Annotated in this window: 18 protein-coding genes; 16 read left to right on the forward strand and 2 right to left on the reverse strand. The window is 69.4% G+C overall.

Going from position 1 to position 19,184, the window contains the following annotated elements; all coding sequences use genetic code 11:
- Positions 1 to 64: 64 nt before the first annotated feature.
- The 11 genes from dop (at position 65) to GD1_RS02390 (ending at position 12,362) form a co-directional block, all read left to right on the forward strand.
- A complete protein-coding gene (dop, locus tag GD1_RS02340; protein ID WP_059035374.1) occupies positions 65 to 1,564 on the forward strand; it encodes a depupylase/deamidase Dop in 1,500 nt (499 codons plus the stop codon).
- A gap of 164 nt (positions 1,565 to 1,728) precedes the next feature.
- A complete protein-coding gene (locus tag GD1_RS02345) occupies positions 1,729 to 1,920 on the forward strand; it encodes a ubiquitin-like protein Pup (RefSeq protein ID WP_020793229.1) in 192 nt (63 codons plus the stop codon).
- Positions 1,917 to 2,792 (forward strand): proteasome subunit beta, encoded by an 876-nt coding sequence (gene prcB, locus GD1_RS02350; RefSeq protein WP_059035376.1) that lies wholly within the window; start codon positions 1,917 to 1,919, stop codon positions 2,790 to 2,792. Before GD1_RS02345 ends, prcB begins: the two co-directional genes overlap by 4 nt.
- Positions 2,789 to 3,595 carry a proteasome subunit alpha gene (prcA, locus tag GD1_RS02355; RefSeq protein WP_059035378.1) on the forward strand — a complete coding sequence of 269 codons (807 nt, stop codon included), beginning with the start codon at positions 2,789 to 2,791 and terminating at the stop codon, positions 3,593 to 3,595. The genes prcB and prcA overlap by 4 nt, the downstream gene beginning before the upstream one ends.
- Before the next feature lie 88 nt (positions 3,596 to 3,683).
- Positions 3,684 to 5,042 (forward strand): Pup--protein ligase, encoded by a 1,359-nt coding sequence (gene pafA / locus GD1_RS02360; RefSeq protein WP_083533799.1) that lies wholly within the window; start codon positions 3,684 to 3,686, stop codon positions 5,040 to 5,042.
- A 17-nt stretch (positions 5,043 to 5,059) separates the two neighbouring features.
- Entirely contained in the window at positions 5,060 to 6,073 is a 1,014-nt protein-coding gene (locus GD1_RS02365; protein WP_244882461.1) for a helix-turn-helix transcriptional regulator, read from the forward strand.
- On the forward strand, positions 6,073 to 7,056 hold the full coding sequence (locus GD1_RS02370) for a helix-turn-helix transcriptional regulator (protein ID WP_059035382.1): 984 nt from the start codon (positions 6,073 to 6,075) through the stop codon (positions 7,054 to 7,056). The genes GD1_RS02365 and GD1_RS02370 overlap by 1 nt, the downstream gene beginning before the upstream one ends.
- A gap of 25 nt (positions 7,057 to 7,081) precedes the next feature.
- Complete coding sequence (gene tatA / locus GD1_RS02375; protein WP_020791825.1) at positions 7,082 to 7,339, forward strand: Sec-independent protein translocase subunit TatA; 258 nt, start codon at positions 7,082 to 7,084, stop codon at positions 7,337 to 7,339.
- A 10-nt stretch (positions 7,340 to 7,349) separates the two neighbouring features.
- Entirely contained in the window at positions 7,350 to 8,321 is a 972-nt protein-coding gene (tatC, locus tag GD1_RS02380) for a twin-arginine translocase subunit TatC (RefSeq protein ID WP_053776771.1), read from the forward strand.
- 99 nt (positions 8,322 to 8,420) lie between these two features.
- Entirely contained in the window at positions 8,421 to 11,276 is a 2,856-nt protein-coding gene (locus GD1_RS02385) for a DEAD/DEAH box helicase (RefSeq protein WP_059035403.1), read from the forward strand.
- A 156-nt stretch (positions 11,277 to 11,432) separates the two neighbouring features.
- A complete protein-coding gene (locus tag GD1_RS02390) occupies positions 11,433 to 12,362 on the forward strand; it encodes a DUF4333 domain-containing protein (RefSeq protein ID WP_083533801.1) in 930 nt (309 codons plus the stop codon).
- A gap of 43 nt (positions 12,363 to 12,405) precedes the next feature.
- Here GD1_RS02390 and GD1_RS02395 read toward each other — a convergent pair whose 3' ends face one another.
- Positions 12,406 to 13,371: a 5'-3' exonuclease gene (locus GD1_RS02395; RefSeq protein WP_059035407.1), complete on the reverse strand. Its 966-nt coding sequence runs from the start codon at positions 13,369 to 13,371 to the stop codon at positions 12,406 to 12,408.
- Positions 13,372 to 13,525: 154 nt separating this feature from the next.
- On the opposite strand from GD1_RS02395, the gene GD1_RS02400 reads away from it, so the two are divergent.
- Positions 13,526 to 14,644, forward strand: coding sequence for a M24 family metallopeptidase (locus GD1_RS02400; RefSeq protein WP_059035388.1), 1,119 nt, complete (start codon positions 13,526 to 13,528; stop codon positions 14,642 to 14,644).
- Positions 14,645 to 14,680: 36 nt separating this feature from the next.
- On the opposite strand, the gene GD1_RS02405 is transcribed toward GD1_RS02400, so the two are convergent.
- Positions 14,681 to 15,082 carry a TIGR03618 family F420-dependent PPOX class oxidoreductase gene (locus GD1_RS02405; RefSeq protein WP_020794421.1) on the reverse strand — a complete coding sequence of 134 codons (402 nt, stop codon included), beginning with the start codon at positions 15,080 to 15,082 and terminating at the stop codon, positions 14,681 to 14,683.
- A gap of 46 nt (positions 15,083 to 15,128) precedes the next feature.
- On the opposite strand from GD1_RS02405, the gene dprE2 reads away from it, so the two are divergent.
- The 4 genes from dprE2 to GD1_RS02425 are packed head-to-tail and all read left to right on the forward strand — an operon-like array spanning position 15,129 to position 18,728.
- Complete coding sequence (gene dprE2 / locus GD1_RS02410; protein WP_059035390.1) at positions 15,129 to 15,899, forward strand: decaprenylphospho-beta-D-erythro-pentofuranosid-2-ulose 2-reductase; 771 nt, start codon at positions 15,129 to 15,131, stop codon at positions 15,897 to 15,899.
- Positions 15,896 to 17,227, forward strand: coding sequence for a bifunctional cobalt-precorrin-7 (C(5))-methyltransferase/cobalt-precorrin-6B (C(15))-methyltransferase (locus GD1_RS02415; protein ID WP_059035392.1), 1,332 nt, complete (start codon positions 15,896 to 15,898; stop codon positions 17,225 to 17,227). The genes dprE2 and GD1_RS02415 overlap by 4 nt, the downstream gene beginning before the upstream one ends.
- The gene (locus GD1_RS02420; protein ID WP_059035394.1) at positions 17,212 to 17,991 is read left to right on the forward strand and encodes a cobalt-precorrin-4/precorrin-4 C(11)-methyltransferase; all 780 of its coding nucleotides are present in this window, start codon (positions 17,212 to 17,214) and stop codon (positions 17,989 to 17,991) included. The genes GD1_RS02415 and GD1_RS02420 overlap by 16 nt, the downstream gene beginning before the upstream one ends.
- On the forward strand, positions 17,988 to 18,728 hold the full coding sequence (locus GD1_RS02425; RefSeq protein WP_244882464.1) for a cobalt-precorrin-6A reductase: 741 nt from the start codon (positions 17,988 to 17,990) through the stop codon (positions 18,726 to 18,728). Before GD1_RS02420 ends, GD1_RS02425 begins: the two co-directional genes overlap by 4 nt.
- Positions 18,729 to 19,184: the final 456 nt, after the last annotated feature.

Raw genomic sequence — 19,184 nt, forward strand, 5'->3', positions numbered from 1 at the left:
CCCTGCGACCGATGCGATGGTGGTGCGTGAGCCGTTCACGAGCTGGACATCTAGGCTCGATCACATGCAGCGAATCATCGGTACCGAGGTGGAGTACGGGATCTCCGCACCCGGCGACCCGACCGCGAATCCGATCATGACGTCCACGCAGGCCGTCCTGGCATATGCCGCGGCCGCGGGGGTGCCCCGGGCCAAGCGCACACGCTGGGACTACGAGGTCGAGTCGCCACTGCGCGACGCCCGCGGATTCGACCTCGGACGCGGTGGTGGCCCCGCCCCGATCATCGACGCCGACGAGATCGGTGCGGCCAACATGATCCTCACCAACGGGGCGCGGCTCTACGTCGACCACGCGCACCCGGAGTACTCCGCACCCGAGGTCACCGACCCGCTCGACGCGGTGCTGTGGGACAAGGCCGGAGAACGGGTGATGGAGGCCGCCGCCCGGCATGTCGCCAGTGTGCCCGGTGCGCCGCGACTCCAGCTGTACAAGAACAACATCGACGGCAAGGGCGCCTCCTACGGCACCCACGAGAACTATCTGATGAGCCGGGACACGCCGTTCACCGCGGTGATCAACGGGCTCACCACCTTCTTCGCCTCCCGGCAGGTGATCTGCGGATCCGGCCGGGTCGGGATCGGCCAGTCCGGCGACGAGGCCGGCTACCAGCTGTCCCAGCGCGCCGACTACATCGAGGTGGAGGTGGGCCTGGAGACCACGCTCAAGCGCGGCATCATCAACACCCGCGACGAGCCGCACGCCGACCCGGAGCGCTACCGCAGGCTGCACGTGATCATCGGCGACGCCAACCTCGCCGAGACCGCCACCTATCTCAAGGTGGGGACCACCGCACTGGTCCTCGACCTGATCGAGGCCGGTGTGGACTTCTCCGATCTCGAGCTGGCCCGCCCGGTGCAGGCCGTGCACACCATCAGCCACGACCCGTCGCTGCAGGCGACGGTCGCGCTGACCAGCGGCCGCGAGCTCACCGGTCTGGCACTGCAGCGCGAGTACCTCGATCGGTGTACCACCTTCCACGAGCGGGAGAACTCCGACGACGAGCGGGTCATCGACGTGCTGCACACGTGGGCCGACGTGCTCGACAAGCTCGAGCGCGACCCGATGGAATGCGCCGACATCCTCGACTGGCCTGCCAAGCTCCGGATCATGGAGGGTTTCCGGCAGCGCGAGGGGCTCGGCTGGTCGGCACCACGGCTGCAGCTGATCGACCTGCAGTACTCCGACGTGCGCCTGGACAAGGGGCTCTACAACCGCCTCGTCGCCCGCGGCTCGATGAAGCGGCTCACCGACGAGGCCGACGTGATGCGGGCGATCACCGAGCCCCCGACCAACACCCGCGCGTACTTCCGTGGCGAGTGTCTGCGCCGGTTCGGTGCCGATGTCGCCGCGGCCAGCTGGGACTCGGTGATCTTCGACCTCGGCGGCGACTCGCTGGTCCGCATCCCGACCCTGGAACCGTTGCGCGGCAGCCGCGCCCACGTCGGGAAGCTGCTCGACTCGGTGGATTCGGCCGCCGAGCTCGTCGACCAGCTGACCAACTGATCACCGCCGAAAGGTCATTCGGACTTCTCCTCGTGTTCTGCCCGACCTGAACCCACTCGCGCCGGTAGTGTGGACCTACCGGCGGGAGTCGGGATGCAAGACCGGCAACGTGTTTGCACCGCGCGGCGGCCGCCGGGCCGCCGCCGAGAGAAGGGGCCAGGCAGATGGCGCAGGAACAGACCAAGCGTGGTGGCGGCGACGACGACGGCGACCTCGGCCCCGACGGCGGCGCGGGCCAGGAACGCCGCGAGAAGCTCGCCGAGGACACCGATGATCTGCTCGACGAGATCGACGACGTGCTCGAGGAGAACGCCGAGGACTTCGTCCGCGCCTACGTGCAGAAGGGCGGCCAGTGAGCGACAGGTTCGGTTCACTGCCCGGTAGTCCCACCCATCGACCCGCACCGAGCCTCGGCGCAGACATCTCCTCGTTCACCGACTACATCCGGGCGCATGCGCCCGAGCAGCTCCCGTCTGCCCGGGCCGACCGGATGGCCGCGATGACCGGCGCCGATGCCTCCGAGATCCCGCACGGCACCACGATCGTCGCGATCAGCTTCCCCGGCGGGGTGATCCTCGCCGGGGACCGGCGGGCCACCATGGGCAATCTGATCGCCACCCGCGACGTGCAGAAGGTGTACATCACCGACGAGTTCTCGGCCGCCGGCATCGCCGGCACCGCCGGGATCGCGATCGAGATGGTGCGCCTGTTCACCGTCGAACTCGAGCACTACGAGAAGATCGAGGGCGTCCCGCTCACGCTGGACGGAAAGGTCAGCCGCCTGGCATCGATGGTGCGCGGCAACCTGGCCGCCGCCATGCAGGGCCTCGCGGCGATCCCGCTGCTCGTCGGATACGACATCGACCACGACGACCCGTCCGAACGCGGCCGGATCTTCTCCTTCGACGTCGCCGGTGACCGGCACGAGGAGTTCGGCGGGTACACCGCGATCGGTTCCGGTTCTGTGTTCGCCAAGTCGTCGATGAAGAAGCTCTTCCGCTCCGACCTCGACGAGGCCGGGGCGCTCGCGGTGGCCGTCGAGGCGTTGTACGACGCCGCCGACGACGACACCGCCACCGGTGGACCCGACATCGTCCGCAAGATCTTCCCGACCGCGGTGGTCGTGGGTGCCGACGGTGCCCGGGAGGTCGACCCGTCCGACATCGAGTCCGCGGCCCGCGCGATCGCCGACCGCCGCGCCGCCGAGCACGAAGGAGATGTGCGGTGACGTTCCCGTACTACGCCAGCGCCGAGCAGATCATGCGCGATCGCTCGGAGCTGGCCCGCAAGGGAATCGCGCGGGGCCGCAGCGTCGTGATCCTGACCTACGCCGACGGTGTGCTGTTCGTCGCGGAGAATCCCTCCAACACCCTGCGCAAGACCAGCGAGATCTACGACCGCATCGGGTTCGCCGCGGTCGGCAAGTACAACGAGTTCGAGAGTCTGCGCAAGGCCGGCATCCAGCTCGCCGACCTGCGGGGTTACAGCTACGACCGCAACGACGTGTCGGCGTTGTCGCTGGCCAACACCTACGCCAACGCCCTCGGTTCGGTGTTCACCGAGCAGGCCAAGCCCTACGAGGTCGAGTTGTGTGTGGCCGAGGTGTCACGTCCGGGTAAGCCCCGGCCGTCCCAGCTGTACCGGATCTCCTACGACGGTTCGATCGCCGACGAGACCCGGTTCCTGGTGATGGGTGGTGCCACGGAATCCATCGCGGCGGCATTGCGGGAGTCCTACCAGCCCGATCTGCCGTTGGCGCAGGCCCTCGGTACCGCCGTCGCGGCGCTGTCCACACCCGCCGACACCGGCAGTTCCGGACAGGCCGCGGCACCGCGCGAGCTGAGTCCGTCCGATCTCGAGGTCGCCGTCCTGGACCGCAACCGGCCCCGACGCGCGTTCAAGCGCCTGGCGCCGGCGCGGGTCGAGGAACTGCTCCCGGCACCGCCGGCCGATGCCGACGCCGGGGCACCCGATGCCGGGACCGCCGGAACCGTGCCGACCGACGGCGAGGGGAGTGGCGGTGAATCCTGAACCGAACCGGGTCAATCCTGAACTGGCCGGGGCGAATCCGCCGCGCGCCGACCGCCTCGACCGGGCCTTTCACGAGTAGGGTTGAACCGTGCAGCGTCGAATCATGGGTATCGAGACCGAGTTCGGTGTCACGTGCACCTTCCACGGTCACCGTCGGCTGAGTCCGGACGAGGTGGCGCGCTACCTGTTCCGGCGGGTGGTGTCGTGGGGCCGGTCGTCCAACGTTTTCCTCCAGAACGGTGCCCGGCTGTATCTCGACGTTGGGTCGCATCCGGAGTACGCGACCGCCGAGTGCGACGGGCTGATCCAGCTGATCAACCACGACCGCGCCGGTGAGCTCGTGCTGGAGGACCTCCTGGTCGACGCCGAACAGCGCCTGGCCGACGAGGGTATCGGCGGCGACATCTACCTGTTCAAGAACAACACCGACTCCGCGGGCAACTCGTACGGCTGCCACGAGAACTATCTCGTCGTGCGGGCCGGCGAGTTCTCCCGGATCTCCGATGTGCTGCTGCCGTTCCTGGTGACCCGGCAGCTGATCTGCGGGGCGGGCAAGGTCCTGGCCACGCCGAAGGCCGCGACCTTCTGCCTGTCACAGCGTGCCGAGCACATCTGGGAGGGCGTGTCGTCGGCCACCACGCGGTCACGGCCGATCATCAACACGCGCGACGAGCCGCACGCCGACGCCGAGAAGTACCGCCGCCTGCACGTGATCGTCGGCGACTCGAACATGGCCGAGATGACCACCATGCTCAAGGTCGGCTCGGCGACACTCGTGCTGGAGATGATCGAGGCCGGTGTCGCATTCCGGGATTTCGCCCTCGACAATCCGATCCGCGCGATCCGCGAGGTCAGCCACGATCCCACCGGGCGTCGTCCGGTGCGGCTGGCCGGGGGTCGGCAGGCGACCGCATTGGAGATCCAGCGCGAATACCACGCGCGTGCCGTCGAGCATCTGGTCAACCGGCAGCCGGATCCGGAGATGGACATGGTGGTCGACCTGTGGGGCCGGGTGCTCGACGCGGTCGAGGCCGACGACTTCTCCAAGGTCGACACCGAGATCGACTGGGTGATCAAGCGCAAACTGTTCCAGCGCTATCAGGACCGGTACTCGATGGAGCTGTCGGATCCGAAGATCGCGCAGCTCGACCTCGCCTTCCACGACATCAAGCGCGGACGCGGCGTGTTCGACCTGCTCACCCGCAAGGGACTGGTCCGGCGGGCCACCACCGACGAGACGATCGCCACCGCGGTCAACGAGCCACCCCAGACCACCCGGGCGAAGCTGCGTGGCGACTTCATCTCGGCCGCGCAGAAGGCCGGGCGTGACTTCACCGTCGACTGGGTGCATCTGAAGCTCAACGATCAGGCGCAACGCACCGTCCTGTGCAAGGACCCGTTCCGCAGTGTGGACGAGCGCGTCGATCGCCTGATCGCCTCCATGTGAGCCGTAGGGTCACAGGCGTGGCAACCAAGTCTTCCGCGACGCGGATCTCGAAGGTGGAGCGTCAGCTCAATCTGGTGATCTGTCTGCTGACGACGCGTCAGTACGTGACCGCCGACTACATCCGACGCAACGTGGCCGGCTATCAGGACGACGACCGGTCCGTCGAGGCGTTCAACCGGATGTTCGAGCGCGACAAGACCGAACTGCGGGAGCTCGGCATCCCGCTGGTCACCGGACAGTCGGTGGGTGGGCACGGCAGCGACGGCTACCGGATCAACCGGGACAGCTACGACCTGCCCGACATCACCCTGGATCGTGACGAGGCCGCCGCGATCGCCATGGCCGCGGCGCTGTGGGACACCCCGGAGATCTCGGCGATCTCACAGACCGCGGTGCTCAAGCTCCGCGCCGCCGGATTCGATGTCCGCGCCGAGGACGAGATCGGTGTGTCCGCTGCCGACTCCACCCGGTCGATGGGATCGGAGACGAGTCTGGGGGCCCTGCTCGCCGCGATCGACGCCCAGCAGGCGGTCACCTTCACCTATCGCGCGGGCAGCACCGCGGCCGGCATGACCCGCACCCTCGAACCGTGGGGTGTGGTGACCCATCGCGGACGCTGGTACGTCGTCGGCCACGATCGTGGTCGCGCCGACACCCGAACATTCCGGTTGAGCCGTATCTCGGAGGTCACCCCGATCGCCGAACCTGATCCGGTGGCGGTGCCCGAGGGGACCGATCTGCAGGCGATCGTCACCGCGGCGGTCGATTCCGCGGTCGGTTCCGACGGCCGCGTCGCCGGTATCTGGGTGGCCGCCGGCCGTGCCGCCGGGCTGCGTCGCCTGGCCCGTGCCGCCCGGCCCCACACCGTCGACGGTGAGCAGGGTTCGCTGCTCGACATCGAGATCAGGTCGCTGTCGGCGCTGACCCGGCTGGTCCTCGGCGCCGGTGCCGACGCCGTGGTGCTGTCGCCGCCGGAACTGCGCACGGCCGTGATCACCGCACTCGACGAGCTGACCGGGGTGCAGGCGTGATGGCCATCGCACAACCGTCCCGGCTGAACCGGCTCCTCGCACTCGTCCCGTACTTCCTGGCCCGCAACGGGATCTCGGTCGAGCAGGCATCCGCCGACCTCGGCGTCACCCCGAAGCAACTCACCAAGGACCTCGAGCAGCTGTTCGTCTGCGGACTGCCCGGGTACTACCCGGACGACCTGATCGAACTCGAGTTCAGCGAAGGCCACGTCCACGTCGGCTTCACCGCCGGGATGGACCGACCCCTGCGGCTCACCCCGAGCGAGGCCAGCATCCTGCTGATCGCGTTGCGCGCATTGCTGGACACCCCCGGTGCCGTCGACCGTGAGGCGGCAGGCCGCGCGATCGCGAAGATCGAACTGGCGGTCGGATCACCGGCGTTCGGGCCGGGACGGCTGTCGGTGGCCGCACCCGCCGCGGGCGTGGGGGAGAGCACCGAGGAACCTCGCTACCGTGCGGTTCGGGAGGCCGTCCGCGAGCACCGCGCGCTGGAGATCGACTACTACTCGGCCTCGCGCGACACCGTGGCACGGCGGATCGTCGACCCGATCTCGCTCGAGGCGGTGGAGAGCCACACATATCTGCAGGCCTGGTGTCGCAGCAGCGAGGGCATCCGGCTGTTCCGGTTCGACCGGATCGATGCGGCCACCGTCCTCGACGAGGCGGCCGCCCCGCCGGCCGCGGCGGGGCCGATGCAGTCGCCGATCCTGTCGGAGAACCCCGGCCTGCCGTCGGTGGTGATCGAGATGGATCCCGAGGCGCAGTGGATTCTCGACTACTACGACCTCGAACCGGTGGAGAACCTCACCGATCGCACGGATCCGTCGGCACCGGTCCGCGCCCGCCTCGTCTACGGTTCGGCGGAGTGGCTGACCCGGTTCCTGCTCGGGTTCGCCGGTCGGGTGCGAGCGGTCGACGAACCGGACATCGGTCGGGCCGTTGCCGAGCACGCCAGGCGGGCCCGAGCGCGCTACGATAGTTGACGAGACGAATCAAAGGGGCTTTCCGATGGGTGCATTGTCGTGGTGGCATTGGGTGATCGTGCTGGTCGTCCTGGTGCTGCTGTTCGGTTCCAAGAAGCTGCCCGACGCGGCACGCGGTCTGGGACAGTCGCTGAGGATCTTCAAGAGCGAGGTCCAGGAGATGCAGAAGGACGGCACCACCGAGGCGCCGTCGTCGCAGGTCGAGGCGCCGCGTGAGCTGCCCGCCTCGGACAAGTCGGTGGACGCCAGTTCGGTGACCGACAACACGAAGAAGTCCGCCTAGGCGAAGCCCGGTGCGGATTCCGTTCGACCCGAGGCGCCGCAAACACAAGATCAACCCCGACGGCACCATGCCGTTGGTGGAGCATCTGCAGGAGTTGCGGTACCGCCTGCTCATCTCACTGGCCGCGATCGTCGTCACGACGATCTTCGGTTTCGTCTGGTACTCCCACGGCATCCCCGGCATCGGGTCCCTCGGTGACCTGCTCCGGGAGCCGTACTGCTCGCTGCCCGCGTCGTCGCGTGCCACGCTGACCCCCGACGACAGCTGTCGTCTGCTCGCGACCGGTCCGTTCGACCAGTTCATGCTGCGCCTGCAGGTCGCGCTGACCGCCGGGCTGGTCCTGGCCTGTCCGGTCTGGCTGTATCAGCTGTGGCAGTTCATCACCCCGGGGCTGCACCAGAACGAACGCAAGTACGCGATCAGCTTCGTCAGTGCCGCGGCGATCCTGTTCGTCGCCGGTGCGGTGCTGGCCTACCTGGTGGTCGCGAAGGCCTTCCACTTCCTGCTGACCGTGGGCAACGACGTACAGGTCACCGCGCTCGCCGGCGACCAGTATTTCGGCTTCATGATCCACCTGCTGATCATCTTCGGCGTCAGCTTCGAGCTGCCGTTGCTGATCGTGGCGTTGAACCTGGTCGGTGTGCTCACCTACGCGAGGCTCAAGGCGTGGCGACGCGGCCTGATCTTCACCATGTTCGTCTTCGCCGCGATCGTCACCCCGGGTCAGGATCCGTTCACGATGCTGGCGTTGGCTCTCGCGCTGACGATCCTGCTCGAGGTCGCGATCCAGATCGCACGGCTCAACGACCGCCGTCGGGGTCGGGCGAGCTCGGACTGGGCCGGGTTGTCCGACGACGAGGCGAGCCCGCTGCCCGAACCGTCCGCACGCCCCACCGCGTCGACCATCCCCGCCGCGACACCGGCACCGTCGCCGGCGCGGACCTCGGTGCGTGACCGCGCCACCTTCGACGACGTGCTCTGAGCCGATCACCCACAACCGGGTGTGCCGCGGAAGCAGGCCGCGAGCGGCGCATCACCTCCGGCACGCGCATCCGGTGCCGGAGGTGACATGCTGGAGGCGATGACTTCCAGCGACCATGTTCTCGAGCAGCCCGCTGTCCCGACCGCGTTCGACGAGTTCGCCGAACGGCTCGACTTCCGTCTCGACGATTTCCAGAGCCGTGCCTGCCGCGCCCTCGAATCCGGGCACGGGGTGCTGGTGTGCGCGCCGACCGGTGCCGGCAAGACGATCGTCGGCGAGTTCGCGGTGCACCTGGCCCTCGCGGGCGGCACGAAGTGCTTCTACACCACGCCGATCAAGGCGCTGAGCAACCAGAAGTACCACGACCTCGTCGAGGTGCACGGGGAGGCCGCGATCGGCCTGCTCACCGGCGACACCTCGATCAACTCCGACGCCCCGATCGTGGTGATGACCACCGAGGTGGTCCGCAACATGATCTACGCCCGGTCACCGGCGCTGCGCGGGCTGTCGCATGTCGTGATGGACGAGGTGCACTTCCTCGCCGACCGCTTCCGCGGTGCGGTGTGGGAGGAGGTGATCCTGCATCTGGAACCGTCGGTGCGGGTGGTCAGCCTGTCGGCCACGGTCAGCAATGCCGAGGAGTTCGGTGACTGGATCCAGACCGTCCGCGGCGACACCACCGTCATCGTCGACGAACACCGGCCGGTGCCGCTCTCGCAGCACATGCTCGTCGGCAACCGCCTGTTCGACCTGTTCGATCCGCATCCCGATGGGCACGGTGGCCGTGCCAAGGTGAACCCCGAGCTCAAGCGCCACATCCGGCACAAGATCCTGCTCGCCGAGGAGCACGACGACCGGCGCGGCGGACGGCGGTCGGGACGGGGCCGCGGTGGTGGCCGGGGCGGAGGACTGCCGCGGCCGCAGGTGGTCGCCCGGCTGGAACGGGAGGGACTGCTCCCGGCGATCGGGTTCATCTTCAGTCGCGTCGGCTGCGACGCCGCACTCGCCCAGTGTCTGCGCTCGGGACTGCACCTGCTGACCCCCGAACAGGTCGCCGAGGTCGACGAGGTGGTCGACCGGCACCTGACCGAACTCTCCCCGGCCGACGCCGACATCCTCGGCGTCGAGGAGTGGCGGGCCGGCCTGCGGCGCGGCTTCGCCGCACACCACGCGGGTCTGCTCCCGACCTTCCGGCACACCGTCGAGGAACTGTTCGTCCGCGGTCTGGTGCGGATGGTGTTCGCCACCGAGACGCTGGCGCTCGGGATCAACATGCCGGCCCGGTCGGTGGTCCTCGAGCGGCTCGTCAAGTTCAACGGCGAGGCGCACGTCGATCTCAGTCCCGGCGAGTTCACCCAGCTCACCGGCCGCGCCGGGCGCCGCGGGATCGACGTGGAGGGCCACGCCGTGGTGGTGTGGACCCCCGAGATCGTCCCCGAACAGGTCGCCGGACTGGCCGGTGCGCGCACCTTCCCGCTGCGCAGTTCGTTCGCCCCCGAGTACAACATGGCGGTCAATCTGCTCGGCCGCCTCGGTCTCGAGGGGTCGCGCGACCTGCTCAACCGTTCGTTCGCACAGTTCCAGGCCGACCGCTCGGTGGTGGGCGATGCCCGCAAACTCGACGAGCAGTCGGTCCGGCTGCGGCGTCTCGACGTACAACTGATCACCGCCGCCGAGATGCGGGGGATCGATCCCGGCGTGGTCACCGGTGGCCCCGACGGCCCCGACGACCCGGACGCCGACCACTCTCATGGCGACGGCCCGGACGGTGACGACCCGTACCGGGGCTTCCTCGGGTACATCACACTGCGCGAGGACATTCGCCGCCGGGAGCGGGAGGTGCGATTCGAGCGACGCACCAACACCCACGAGAACATCGCCGCCGAACTCGCCGCGCTCAAGCGCGGCGCGGTGATCGGGCTGCAGGGCGGTCGCCATCGCGGTCTCGCGGTGGTCCTCGAGACCGCCGGGCAGCCGGCCGACCCCCGACCGCTGGTGCTCGTCGAGGACGGCTGGTGTGGGCGCGTCGGAGTCCGTGACTTCGTCAACCCGCCCGAGGTGCTCGGCGGGATGCGGTTGCCCAAGAACCCCGACCGCCGCACCGGCCGCGGCCGGCGCGACCTCGCGTCGGCGTTGCGCTCGACCGGGATCGAGGTTCCCAAGGGCCGCAGTCGCAAACGGGCCACCGCCGGTGAGGACGCCGAGCTGGTCCGGCTGCGGCAACGGCTCCGCGCACATCCGGCGCACACGATCGACGGAGCCGACGACCTGTTCCGGCTCGCCGAACAGCGCAACCGGGTGCTGCGCGACATCGTCAACATCGAACGCCGGATCGGCGAACGCACGTCCACCCTCGGGGTGACCTTCGACCACATCGTCGGGGTGCTCAGCGAACTCGGCTACGTCGAGTACGTGAAGGGCGCCGTCCAGGTGACGCCCACCGGCCGGTTACTCAGCCGGATCTACAGTGAGAGCGACCTGCTGGTCACCGAGTGCATCCGTGCCGGGGTCTGGGACCGGCTCGGTCCCGCCGACCTCGCCGCCGTGGTCGCGTCGATGGTGTTCGAGTCACGCCGCGAGTCCTACTCCGGTGCCGACGCCATGCCGGGTAACACCGCGCTGCGGACGGCGATCGCCGAGACCGTCGAGATCTGGCGCGACCTCACCACGGTCGAGAACCGCCATCGCGTCACACCCACCCGTGAACCCGACACCGGTTTCTCGATCGCCGTGTCGTTGTGGGTGTCGGGGCGTTCGCTCGCCGAATCGCTCGCCGCGGCCGGTGAACGCGGGCAGTTGCTGTCCCCGGGCGACTTCGTCCGCTGGAACCGGCAGGTGGTCGATCTCCTCGAACAGATCCGTCTCGGTGTGGGCGACGATTCCCCGCTCGCCGCCTCGGCACGATCGGCGGTCGGTTCGATCCGACGAGGCGTGGTGGCCGCAGAACTCAGCTGAGCGAGCGGGACCCGGCCGGAGTATCCCGATGGGGAAGACACCATCCGACCGACACCACGCCGACGCGTGGTCTCGAGTCGGTGTCTGTGCCCGATTGCTGCGGTACGGTTGCGCACAGCAGTACGCCGGAGTGCTCCGACCAGAGGCGGGAGACAGATGAGCCACCCGAACGACCCGAATGCGCCCAGCACTCCGACACCGGGGGGAGACGGCGAGGAGCGCACGGAGGTCGTGCAGGTCCCGGGCACGCCGCCCGGAGGCAACCCGCCCGCCGCACCCGCCCCGCCGACAACGGTGACCCCGCCCCCGGGATATGCCCCGCCGGGGTACACACCGCCGCCCGGACCGGCAGGCAATCCGTACGGTGCCCCGGCCCAGGGTGCGCCGGGACAGTACAACCCGACCCAGATTTCACCGACCGGTCCACCTTCCCAGCCGGGCTATGGCGCTGATCCCGGGCAGCAGGCGGCCTACGGACAGCCCGGTGGTTATGGACAGCCCGCCGGTTACGGCGCGCCGGCCGGCTACGGTCAGCAGCCCCAGGATCCGTCCGCGTACCCCGGGACCCCGTCGTATCCGGGGGCACCGGCGAACGCCGGCTACGGTCAGTCGAGTCAGCCCGGTACCGCCGGATTCGGGCAGTTCGCCCAGCCCGGCCAACCAGGACAGGGTCAACCGGGTCAGGGACAACCGGGACAGGGACAACCGGGTCAGTTCGGGTACGGCCAACCCGGTGACCAGTTCGCCGGTATGGCCACCCAGCCCCAGAAGAAGGGCCTGTGGCGTGTGCTCATCGGGGTCGGTGCGCTGCTGATCGTCGCCGCGGTGGCGATAGTGGTGACCGGCTGGCTGTGGTGGTGGCCCCGTGAACTCGACCAGAACGCCGCCCAGGACGGCGTGAAGAACGTCCTGGTCGAGCAGTACAAGATCGACAACGTCTCCGATGTCAGTTGCCCGTCCGGACAGCGGGTGAAACAGGGCAGCTCCTTCACCTGCTCACTCACCGTCGGCGGCCAGAAGCAACAGGTCAAGGTGACCTTTCTCGACGACGACGGCAAGTACGAGGTCGCCCGTCCGACCAGCTGATCCGACACCCGCCCCGACGCGAGATGCGCCGGGGCGGGTGTGGTCAGCGTGCCGGTGTGAAATCCCAGCCCAGCGCCGTGGAAAGCCGGGTGACCGAGGCGCCGATGCCGAGTTCGGTGACGAGGTCGGCCAGGCGGGCCGGGTCCGCCGGTGCCGACGGCAGGGTGTCGGGACCGCTGGTGACGGTGTCGGCATCGGTGCGGACGAACACCACCGGACGCGCCACCCCGAGGTAGTCACCGGCCGCGATCATCGCCTTGCGAGGACGCGTCGCCAAGCCCGATCCGGGATCGGCGGCGGCCGCCTCCAGGGCGTCGAGGTCGCCGTATTCGCTGATCAGCTTCGCGGCGGTCTTCTCGCCGATACCGGCCACCCCGGGCAGCCCGTCGGACGGGTCACCGCGCAGGATCGACATCTCGGCATAGGCGGAGCCGGCGCGGGCCGCCGGTACCGCATACTTCTCGGCCACCTCGACCGGACCCATCAGCTCCGCCTTGGCCAGGCCGCGGCCGACGTAGAGCACGCGCACCGCCACCGGGTCGTCGGTCACCACCTGCAACAGGTCGCGGTCACCACTGACCACCAGCACCGGATCGGTGGTCTCGGCGAACGCCAGGGTGCCGATCACGTCGTCGGCCTCGCAGCCCTGCGCGCCCGATGTGGCGATCCCGGCGGCGCCGAGCACGTCCATGATCATGTCGACCTGCGGGGTCAGGGTGTCGGGTACCTCCTCGACGTCGGCACCCGCACGATGGCCGTCGGCGGCGACGGGCGCGGCCTGTGCCACCCGATGCGCTTTGTACGACGGGATCAGCTCGGTGCGGAACGCCGGTCGCCAGTCCAGGTCGAGGCACACCACGAGCCGACTCGGGGACTCGCGGTTCACCAGATTCGCGATGGTGTCGACGAACCCGCGGACCGCGTTCACCGGGCGGCCGTCCGGTGCGGTCATCTTCTCCGGCAGGGCGTAGAACGAGCGGAACCACAGGCTGGCCCCGTCGAGCAACATCAGCGATCCGGTCATGCCCACACTCTCTCATCCCGCGCCGACACACTCGTCATCCCGGCCCGATCGGCCCGTCCCGGCGCCGGGCCCGACACGCGGTCATCGCGGCCCGACATGCGGTCCGAGGATCGGCATGCCGGCGCGTAGGCTGCCCTGCATGACCACCGCCCCCCGTTTCGGTTCGGATGTCTACGGCACGCGCCTGGCCCGCGCCGCCCAGCTCACCGCCGACGCCGGTCTCGACGCGCTGATCGTCTCGCCGGGACCGGATCTGCGGTATCTGGTGGGATCGCGCGCGGACACCTTCGAACGGCTCACCGCACTGGTGGTTCCCGCCGCCGGTGCACCACGGCTCGTCGTGGCCCGGTTGGAGGTGCCGTCGCTGGCCGAGTCCGCGGTGCTCGACCTCGGTCTCGAGGTGGACGACTGGGTCGACGGCCAGGACGCACACGCCATCGCCCTCGGTGCCCTCGCCGCGGGTTCGGCCGTCGCGGTGTCCGAGGCGATGCCCGCCCTGCATGTGATCCCCTTCGCCGAGAAGGTGGGCGCTACACCGCAATTGGCGACGCCGGTGCTGCGGGAGCTGCGCATGGTCAAGGACGACGCCGAGATCGAGGCACTACGTACCGCCGGAGCTGCGATCGACCGTGTCCATGCGCGGATGGGGGAGTTCCTGCGCCCCGGACGCACCGAGCGTGAGGTGGCCGCCGACATCGCCGCCGCGATCGTCGACGAGGGCCACACCGGCGCCGAGTTCGTGATCGTCGGTTCGGGCCCCAACGGTGCCGACCCGCACCACGAGTTCTCCGATCGGATCATCGAGGGCACCGACATCGTGGTGATCGACATCGGCGGACCGGTGGAACCCGGCTACAACTCGGACTCCACCCGGACCTACTGCTTCGCCGAACCGCCCGCCGAGGTCGCCGACGCCTATGCGGCACTCCAGCATGCCCAGTCCCTGGCCATGGCCGCGGTCCGACCGGGGGTCACCGCCGAGTCGATCGACGCGGCCGCCCGTGATGCGCTGCGGGAACAGGGCCTGGCCGAGGTGTTCATCCACCGCACCGGCCACGGGATCGGGTTGTCGGTGCACGAGGAGCCCTACATCGTCGAGGGCAACGATCTCGTGCTGCGACCCGGGATGGCCTTCAGTGTGGAACCGGGCGTGTACTTCTCGGGCCGCTGGGGCGCCCGGATCGAAGACATCGTGGTGGTCACCGACGACGGTGGCGAGCCGCTCAACACCCGGCCGCACGACCTCGTGGTCCTGTAGGCCACCGGCCCGTCCGGGGCCGCGGCCCCGGACGGGTCAGCCGAGCAGGGTGTGCGAGCCCATCACCCGCTCCACCTGCACCTCGATCACCACACGCCGCGGATTGGGTTTGGGCCGGCGGTACCGGGCGGCATAGCGGCGTTCGGCGTCGGCGACCTGATCGGGTTCGCGCCGGATCGTCGCCTTGCCCTCCAGGGTCAGCCAGCGCGGGCCGTCCACATGGGTCAGGGCGGCATAGCCGCCGCGCTCGACGTTGCGCACCTTGTGGCTGCCGTCGAACGTGATCACCCTGGCGACGGCCGCCTCGGCGTCGTAGGTGAAGCCCACCGCCACCACATGCGGAGTCCCGTCGGCGCGCAAGGTGGCCAGGCTGGCCAGGTGGTACTCGGACAGGAACTCGAGTGCGGCCGGGCCCAGATCGGCATGCGAGCGTGACATGGCCCCAACCCTACGGACGGTCGACGGCCGATGGGATACTCACCCCGTGACCTCGCATCGCAGCGCCCCCGGTTCCATCGTCGTGTTCGGTGGACGTAGCGAGATCGGTGTCGCACTGGCCACCCGCCTGTGCGCGGACCGGCCGGTGGTGCTGGCGGCCCGGCGTCCCGACGACCTCGCCGATCAGCAGGCGGCAGTGCTCGGCGCGGGAGCGCGCTCGGTCGCCACGGTGGCCTTCGACGCCGACGACACCGGTTCCCATCCCGCTCTGATCGAGCAGATCGTCGCCGAGCACGGGCCGATCGAGGCGGCCATCATCGCCTTCGGCATCCTCGGTGACCAGGTCCGCGCGGAGACCGATGTCGCCCACGCGCTGCAGATCGCACACACCGACTACCTCGCACAGATCGGCGTCCTCACGCCGCTCGCCACCGCACTGCGCACCCAGGGTTCGGGAACCCTGATCGTGTTCTCGTCGGTCGCCGGTGTTCGCGTGCGGCGCGCCAACTACGTCTACGGGTCCACCAAGGCCGGCCTCGACGGATTCGCCAGCGGTCTCGCAGATGCCCTGCACGGCACCGGGGTTCGGCTGTTGCTCGCACGTCCCGGATTCGTCGTCGGTGCGATGACCGCGGACCTGATGGCCACGGGCGTACGGCCCGCCCCGTTCTCGGTCACCGCCGATCAGGTGGCCGACGCGGTGGCACGCGCGTACCGGAAGGGACGCGGCGAGGTGTGGATCCCGGGACTGTTGCGCCCGATGTTCTTCGGCATGCGCCTGTTGCCGCGCGCGATCTGGCGGCGACTGCCCCGATGAGCGAGATCGATTCGACCGGAACGGAATCCGGCACGTCGCAACCGAACTCCCCGAGCATCGTCGTCGTCGGGATCGGCGCCGACGGCTGGGACGGCCTGTCCGGTCGCGCCCGGCGCGCATTGCAGTCGGCGACGACGATCATCGGCTCACGCCGGCAACTCGATCTCCTCGCCGACGTCCCGGCCACACGTGTGGCGTGGCGGTCACCGATGTCGGCACACCTCGCCGAGGTGATCGGCAGTGCCCGCTCCGATGCCGTCCCGGCCGATCCCGCCCAGGGCGCCACCCGATCGGGCTCCGGAGACACGCCGATCCACATCCTGGCCAGTGGCGACCCGATGTTCCACGGTATCGGTACCTCGTTGATCCGTGAGCTGGGTGCCGAGCACGTCACGATCATCCCCGCGGTGTCGAGTGCCGCGCTGGCCTGTGCGGCGCTGGGCTGGGATGCCGCACACACGCCGGTGGTCAGCACCGTCACCGCGCCGGTTTCGGTGATCGTCGGGGCCCTGTCGCGGGGAAACCGGTTCCTGATCCTCAGCCGTGACGGCACCACGCCCGCGCAGATCGCCGATCTGATGACCGCCCAGGGGTTCGGTGACTCGTCGATGACGGTGCTCGAACAGCTCGGTGGGCCGGCCGAACGTCGACACTCCGCGCGCGCCGTCGCCTGGGACGAACCGCTGGTCGACCCGCTCAACATCGTCGCGGTGGACTGCGTCGGTCCGCGGCGCACACCGCTGCCGGGCCGCCCCGAGGACGCCTACGCCCACGACGGCCAGATCACCAAGTCCACCGTGCGTGCACTGACCGTCTGCGCGCTCGAACCGGCCGGTGCGCAGGTGTTGTGGGACATCGGTTCCGGGTCCGGCAGTGTCGCCGTCGAGTGGCTGCGTGCCGATGCCGACGGCCGTGCGGTGGCCTTCGAGGTGCGCACCGACCGGGCCGTCCACATCCCCGACAATGCGGACCGGTTCGGCGTCGGCGACCGGATCACGGTGCTCGGCGGTTTCCCGCAGGCCCTCACCGATTCCACGCCGCAACCCGATGCGGTGTTCATCGGTGGTGGTCTCGACACGCCGATGCTGGAGCGGGTGTGGGCCGCACTCGGTGTGGGTGGACGGCTCGTGATCAACGCGGTGACCATCGAGAACCAGACCCTGCTGACCACCTGGGCCGCTCGCCACGGCGGCATACTGCGCCGGATCGGCGTCGAGACGGCCGCCCCGCTCGGCGGTTTCACCACCTGGCGGCCCGCACTACCGATCGTGCAGTGGACCGTCGACAAGTACCCGGATGGGGGAGAGCCCACATGGCCGTCTACATGATCGGTGCGGGACCCGGCACCGCAGACCTCCTGACCGTGCGCGCGGCGCGCATCCTGGCACGCTGCCAGACATGCGTCGTGGCCGGATCGCTGGTGCCCGACGACGTCCTCGACCTGTGTCCGCCGGGGGCGACGATCGTCGACACCGCGCGGATGCCGTTGGCCGACATCGTCGAGCACATCGTCGCCGCCGACCGTGCCGGCCACGACGTCGCACGTCTGCATTCCGGCGACCTCTCCTTGTATTCGGCACTGACCGAACAGGTTCGGGAGTTGAAGGCGCGTGGCCTCGAGGTGCGGTCGGTACCGGGCGTGCCGGCGTTCGCCGCTGCGGCCGCGGCCCTGGAGACCGAGCTGACGGTGCCCGGGATCGGGCAGAGCCTGCTGATCACCCGGGTCTCGACGCTGTCCACCGACATGCCGGCGGGGGAGGACCTCGCCGAACTCGCCGCCACCGGTGTCACCATGGCGCTGCACCTCGCGGCGCACCGCACCGAGCAGATCGTCGAGGCGCTCACACCGCACTACGGTGCCGACTGCCCCACCGCCACCGTCGCCTTCGCCTCCCGGCCGGAGCAGCAGACCGTGCGGTGCACACTCGCCGAGCTCCCGGAAGCGTTGGCGCGTGCCGGAATCCGCAAGACCGCCGTGATCTTCGTCGGCCGGGTCCTCGACGCCGTCGACAACCCGGACCGGCTCGACAGCTACCTGTACTCCCAGTCGCGGATGACCAAGCTGCGCGATGACTGCCAGGCACATCCGTGACGGTCCTGATCCTCGGCGGGACCGGGGAGGCCCGTGCCCTCGCCCGCTCCCTCCACGAGGGCGGCGTCGAGGTGATCAGTTCCCTCGCCGGGCGGGTCGCCGACCCGCGCCTGCCCGTCGGCCCGGTCCGCATCGGCGGCTTCGGCGGGATCGGACCGATGACGGACTGGTTGCGCGGCAACGGCATCCGAGTGGTCGTGGACGCCACCCATCCGTTCGCCGCCACCATCACCGCGCATGCGGTGACCGCGTGCACTGACGCCGGCATCCCGCTCCTGCGGCTGCGCCGTCCGGCATGGGCGCCAGGGCCCGAAGACGGCTGGCAACGGGTGCCCACCTTGGCGGAGGCAGCCCGGATTCTCGGTGATGGTGCGCCGCGGCGCGTGCTGCTCACCACCGGACGACAGGACGTGGGGGAGTTCGCCGGGGTCGAGTCGGCATGGTTCCTGATCCGCGTCGTCGACCCACCGACCGCGGCTCTCCCGCCGCACCACGAGATCCTGCGCTCCAGAGGGCCCTACCGTCTCGAGGCCGAGCGAGAGCTGCTGCGCGAGAATCGGATCGACACCCTGGTCACCAAGGACAGCGGCGGGGAACTGACCCGGCCGAAGCTCGACGCCGCCCGTGAGCTCGGTGTGCAGGTGATCATGGTGGATCGCCCGGCCGAACCGGCGGGCCTGCGCACCGTCGACGCCGTCCCCGATGCTCACACCTGGGTGATCCAGCAGCTGAGCTGACCGATCTCGTCAGAACGTCGCGGCCCAATCAGCCACTGGTGGTTGATGGTTGACTGTTCTCGGATCAATCATCAACGGGCGGTGGTTGGTTGGTGGTTGAGCCGTCGAGGAGCGTAGCGACGAGGCGTGTCGAAACCTCGGTGGGCCGACGTCGGCGTCGCAACCACTTCGGAGGTGGTCGCCACCCGTCGTGGGTGGCGGAGATTTCGACTCGGGTCCTCGCCTTTGCGGCTCGGTCCCGGCTCAATCATCAACGGGTAGTTTGTGGTTGACTATTCCCGGCTCAATCACATACGGGTAGTAGTTGGTTGATTATTTTCGGCTGAATCATGAACGGGTGGTGGTTGGTTGGTGGTTGAGCCGTCGAGGAGCGTAGCGACGAGACGTGTCGAAACCTCGGTGGGCCGACGTCGGCGACGCAACCATTTCGGAGGTGGTCACCCCGCAGCGTGGGTG

Source organism: Gordonia desulfuricans NBRC 100010 (assembly GCF_001485495.1).
Classification (GTDB): domain Bacteria; phylum Actinomycetota; class Actinomycetes; order Mycobacteriales; family Mycobacteriaceae; genus Gordonia; species Gordonia desulfuricans.

Bases quoted from the DNA above. Each gene is read 5' to 3' on its own strand.
- GD1_RS02420 (WP_059035394.1), top strand. From the start codon at position 17,212: ATGGCCGTCTACATGATCGGTGCGGGACCCGGCACCGCAGACCTCCTG.
- dop (WP_059035374.1), top strand. From the start codon at position 65: ATGCAGCGAATCATCGGTACCGAGGTGGAGTACGGGATCTCCGCACCC.
- GD1_RS02400 (WP_059035388.1), top strand. From the start codon at position 13,526: ATGACCACCGCCCCCCGTTTCGGTTCGGATGTCTACGGCACGCGCCTG.
- GD1_RS02390 (WP_083533801.1), top strand. From the start codon at position 11,433: ATGAGCCACCCGAACGACCCGAATGCGCCCAGCACTCCGACACCGGGG.
- GD1_RS02395 (WP_059035407.1), bottom strand. From the start codon at position 13,371: ATGTTGCTCGACGGGGCCAGCCTGTGGTTCCGCTCGTTCTACGCCCTG.
- GD1_RS02415 (WP_059035392.1), top strand. From the start codon at position 15,896: ATGAGCGAGATCGATTCGACCGGAACGGAATCCGGCACGTCGCAACCG.
- GD1_RS02405 (WP_020794421.1), bottom strand. From the start codon at position 15,082: ATGTCACGCTCGCATGCCGATCTGGGCCCGGCCGCACTCGAGTTCCTG.
- tatA (WP_020791825.1), top strand. From the start codon at position 7,082: ATGGGTGCATTGTCGTGGTGGCATTGGGTGATCGTGCTGGTCGTCCTG.
- GD1_RS02385 (WP_059035403.1), top strand. From the start codon at position 8,421: ATGACTTCCAGCGACCATGTTCTCGAGCAGCCCGCTGTCCCGACCGCG.
- GD1_RS02370 (WP_059035382.1), top strand. From the start codon at position 6,073: ATGGCCATCGCACAACCGTCCCGGCTGAACCGGCTCCTCGCACTCGTC.
- GD1_RS02345 (WP_020793229.1), top strand. From the start codon at position 1,729: ATGGCGCAGGAACAGACCAAGCGTGGTGGCGGCGACGACGACGGCGAC.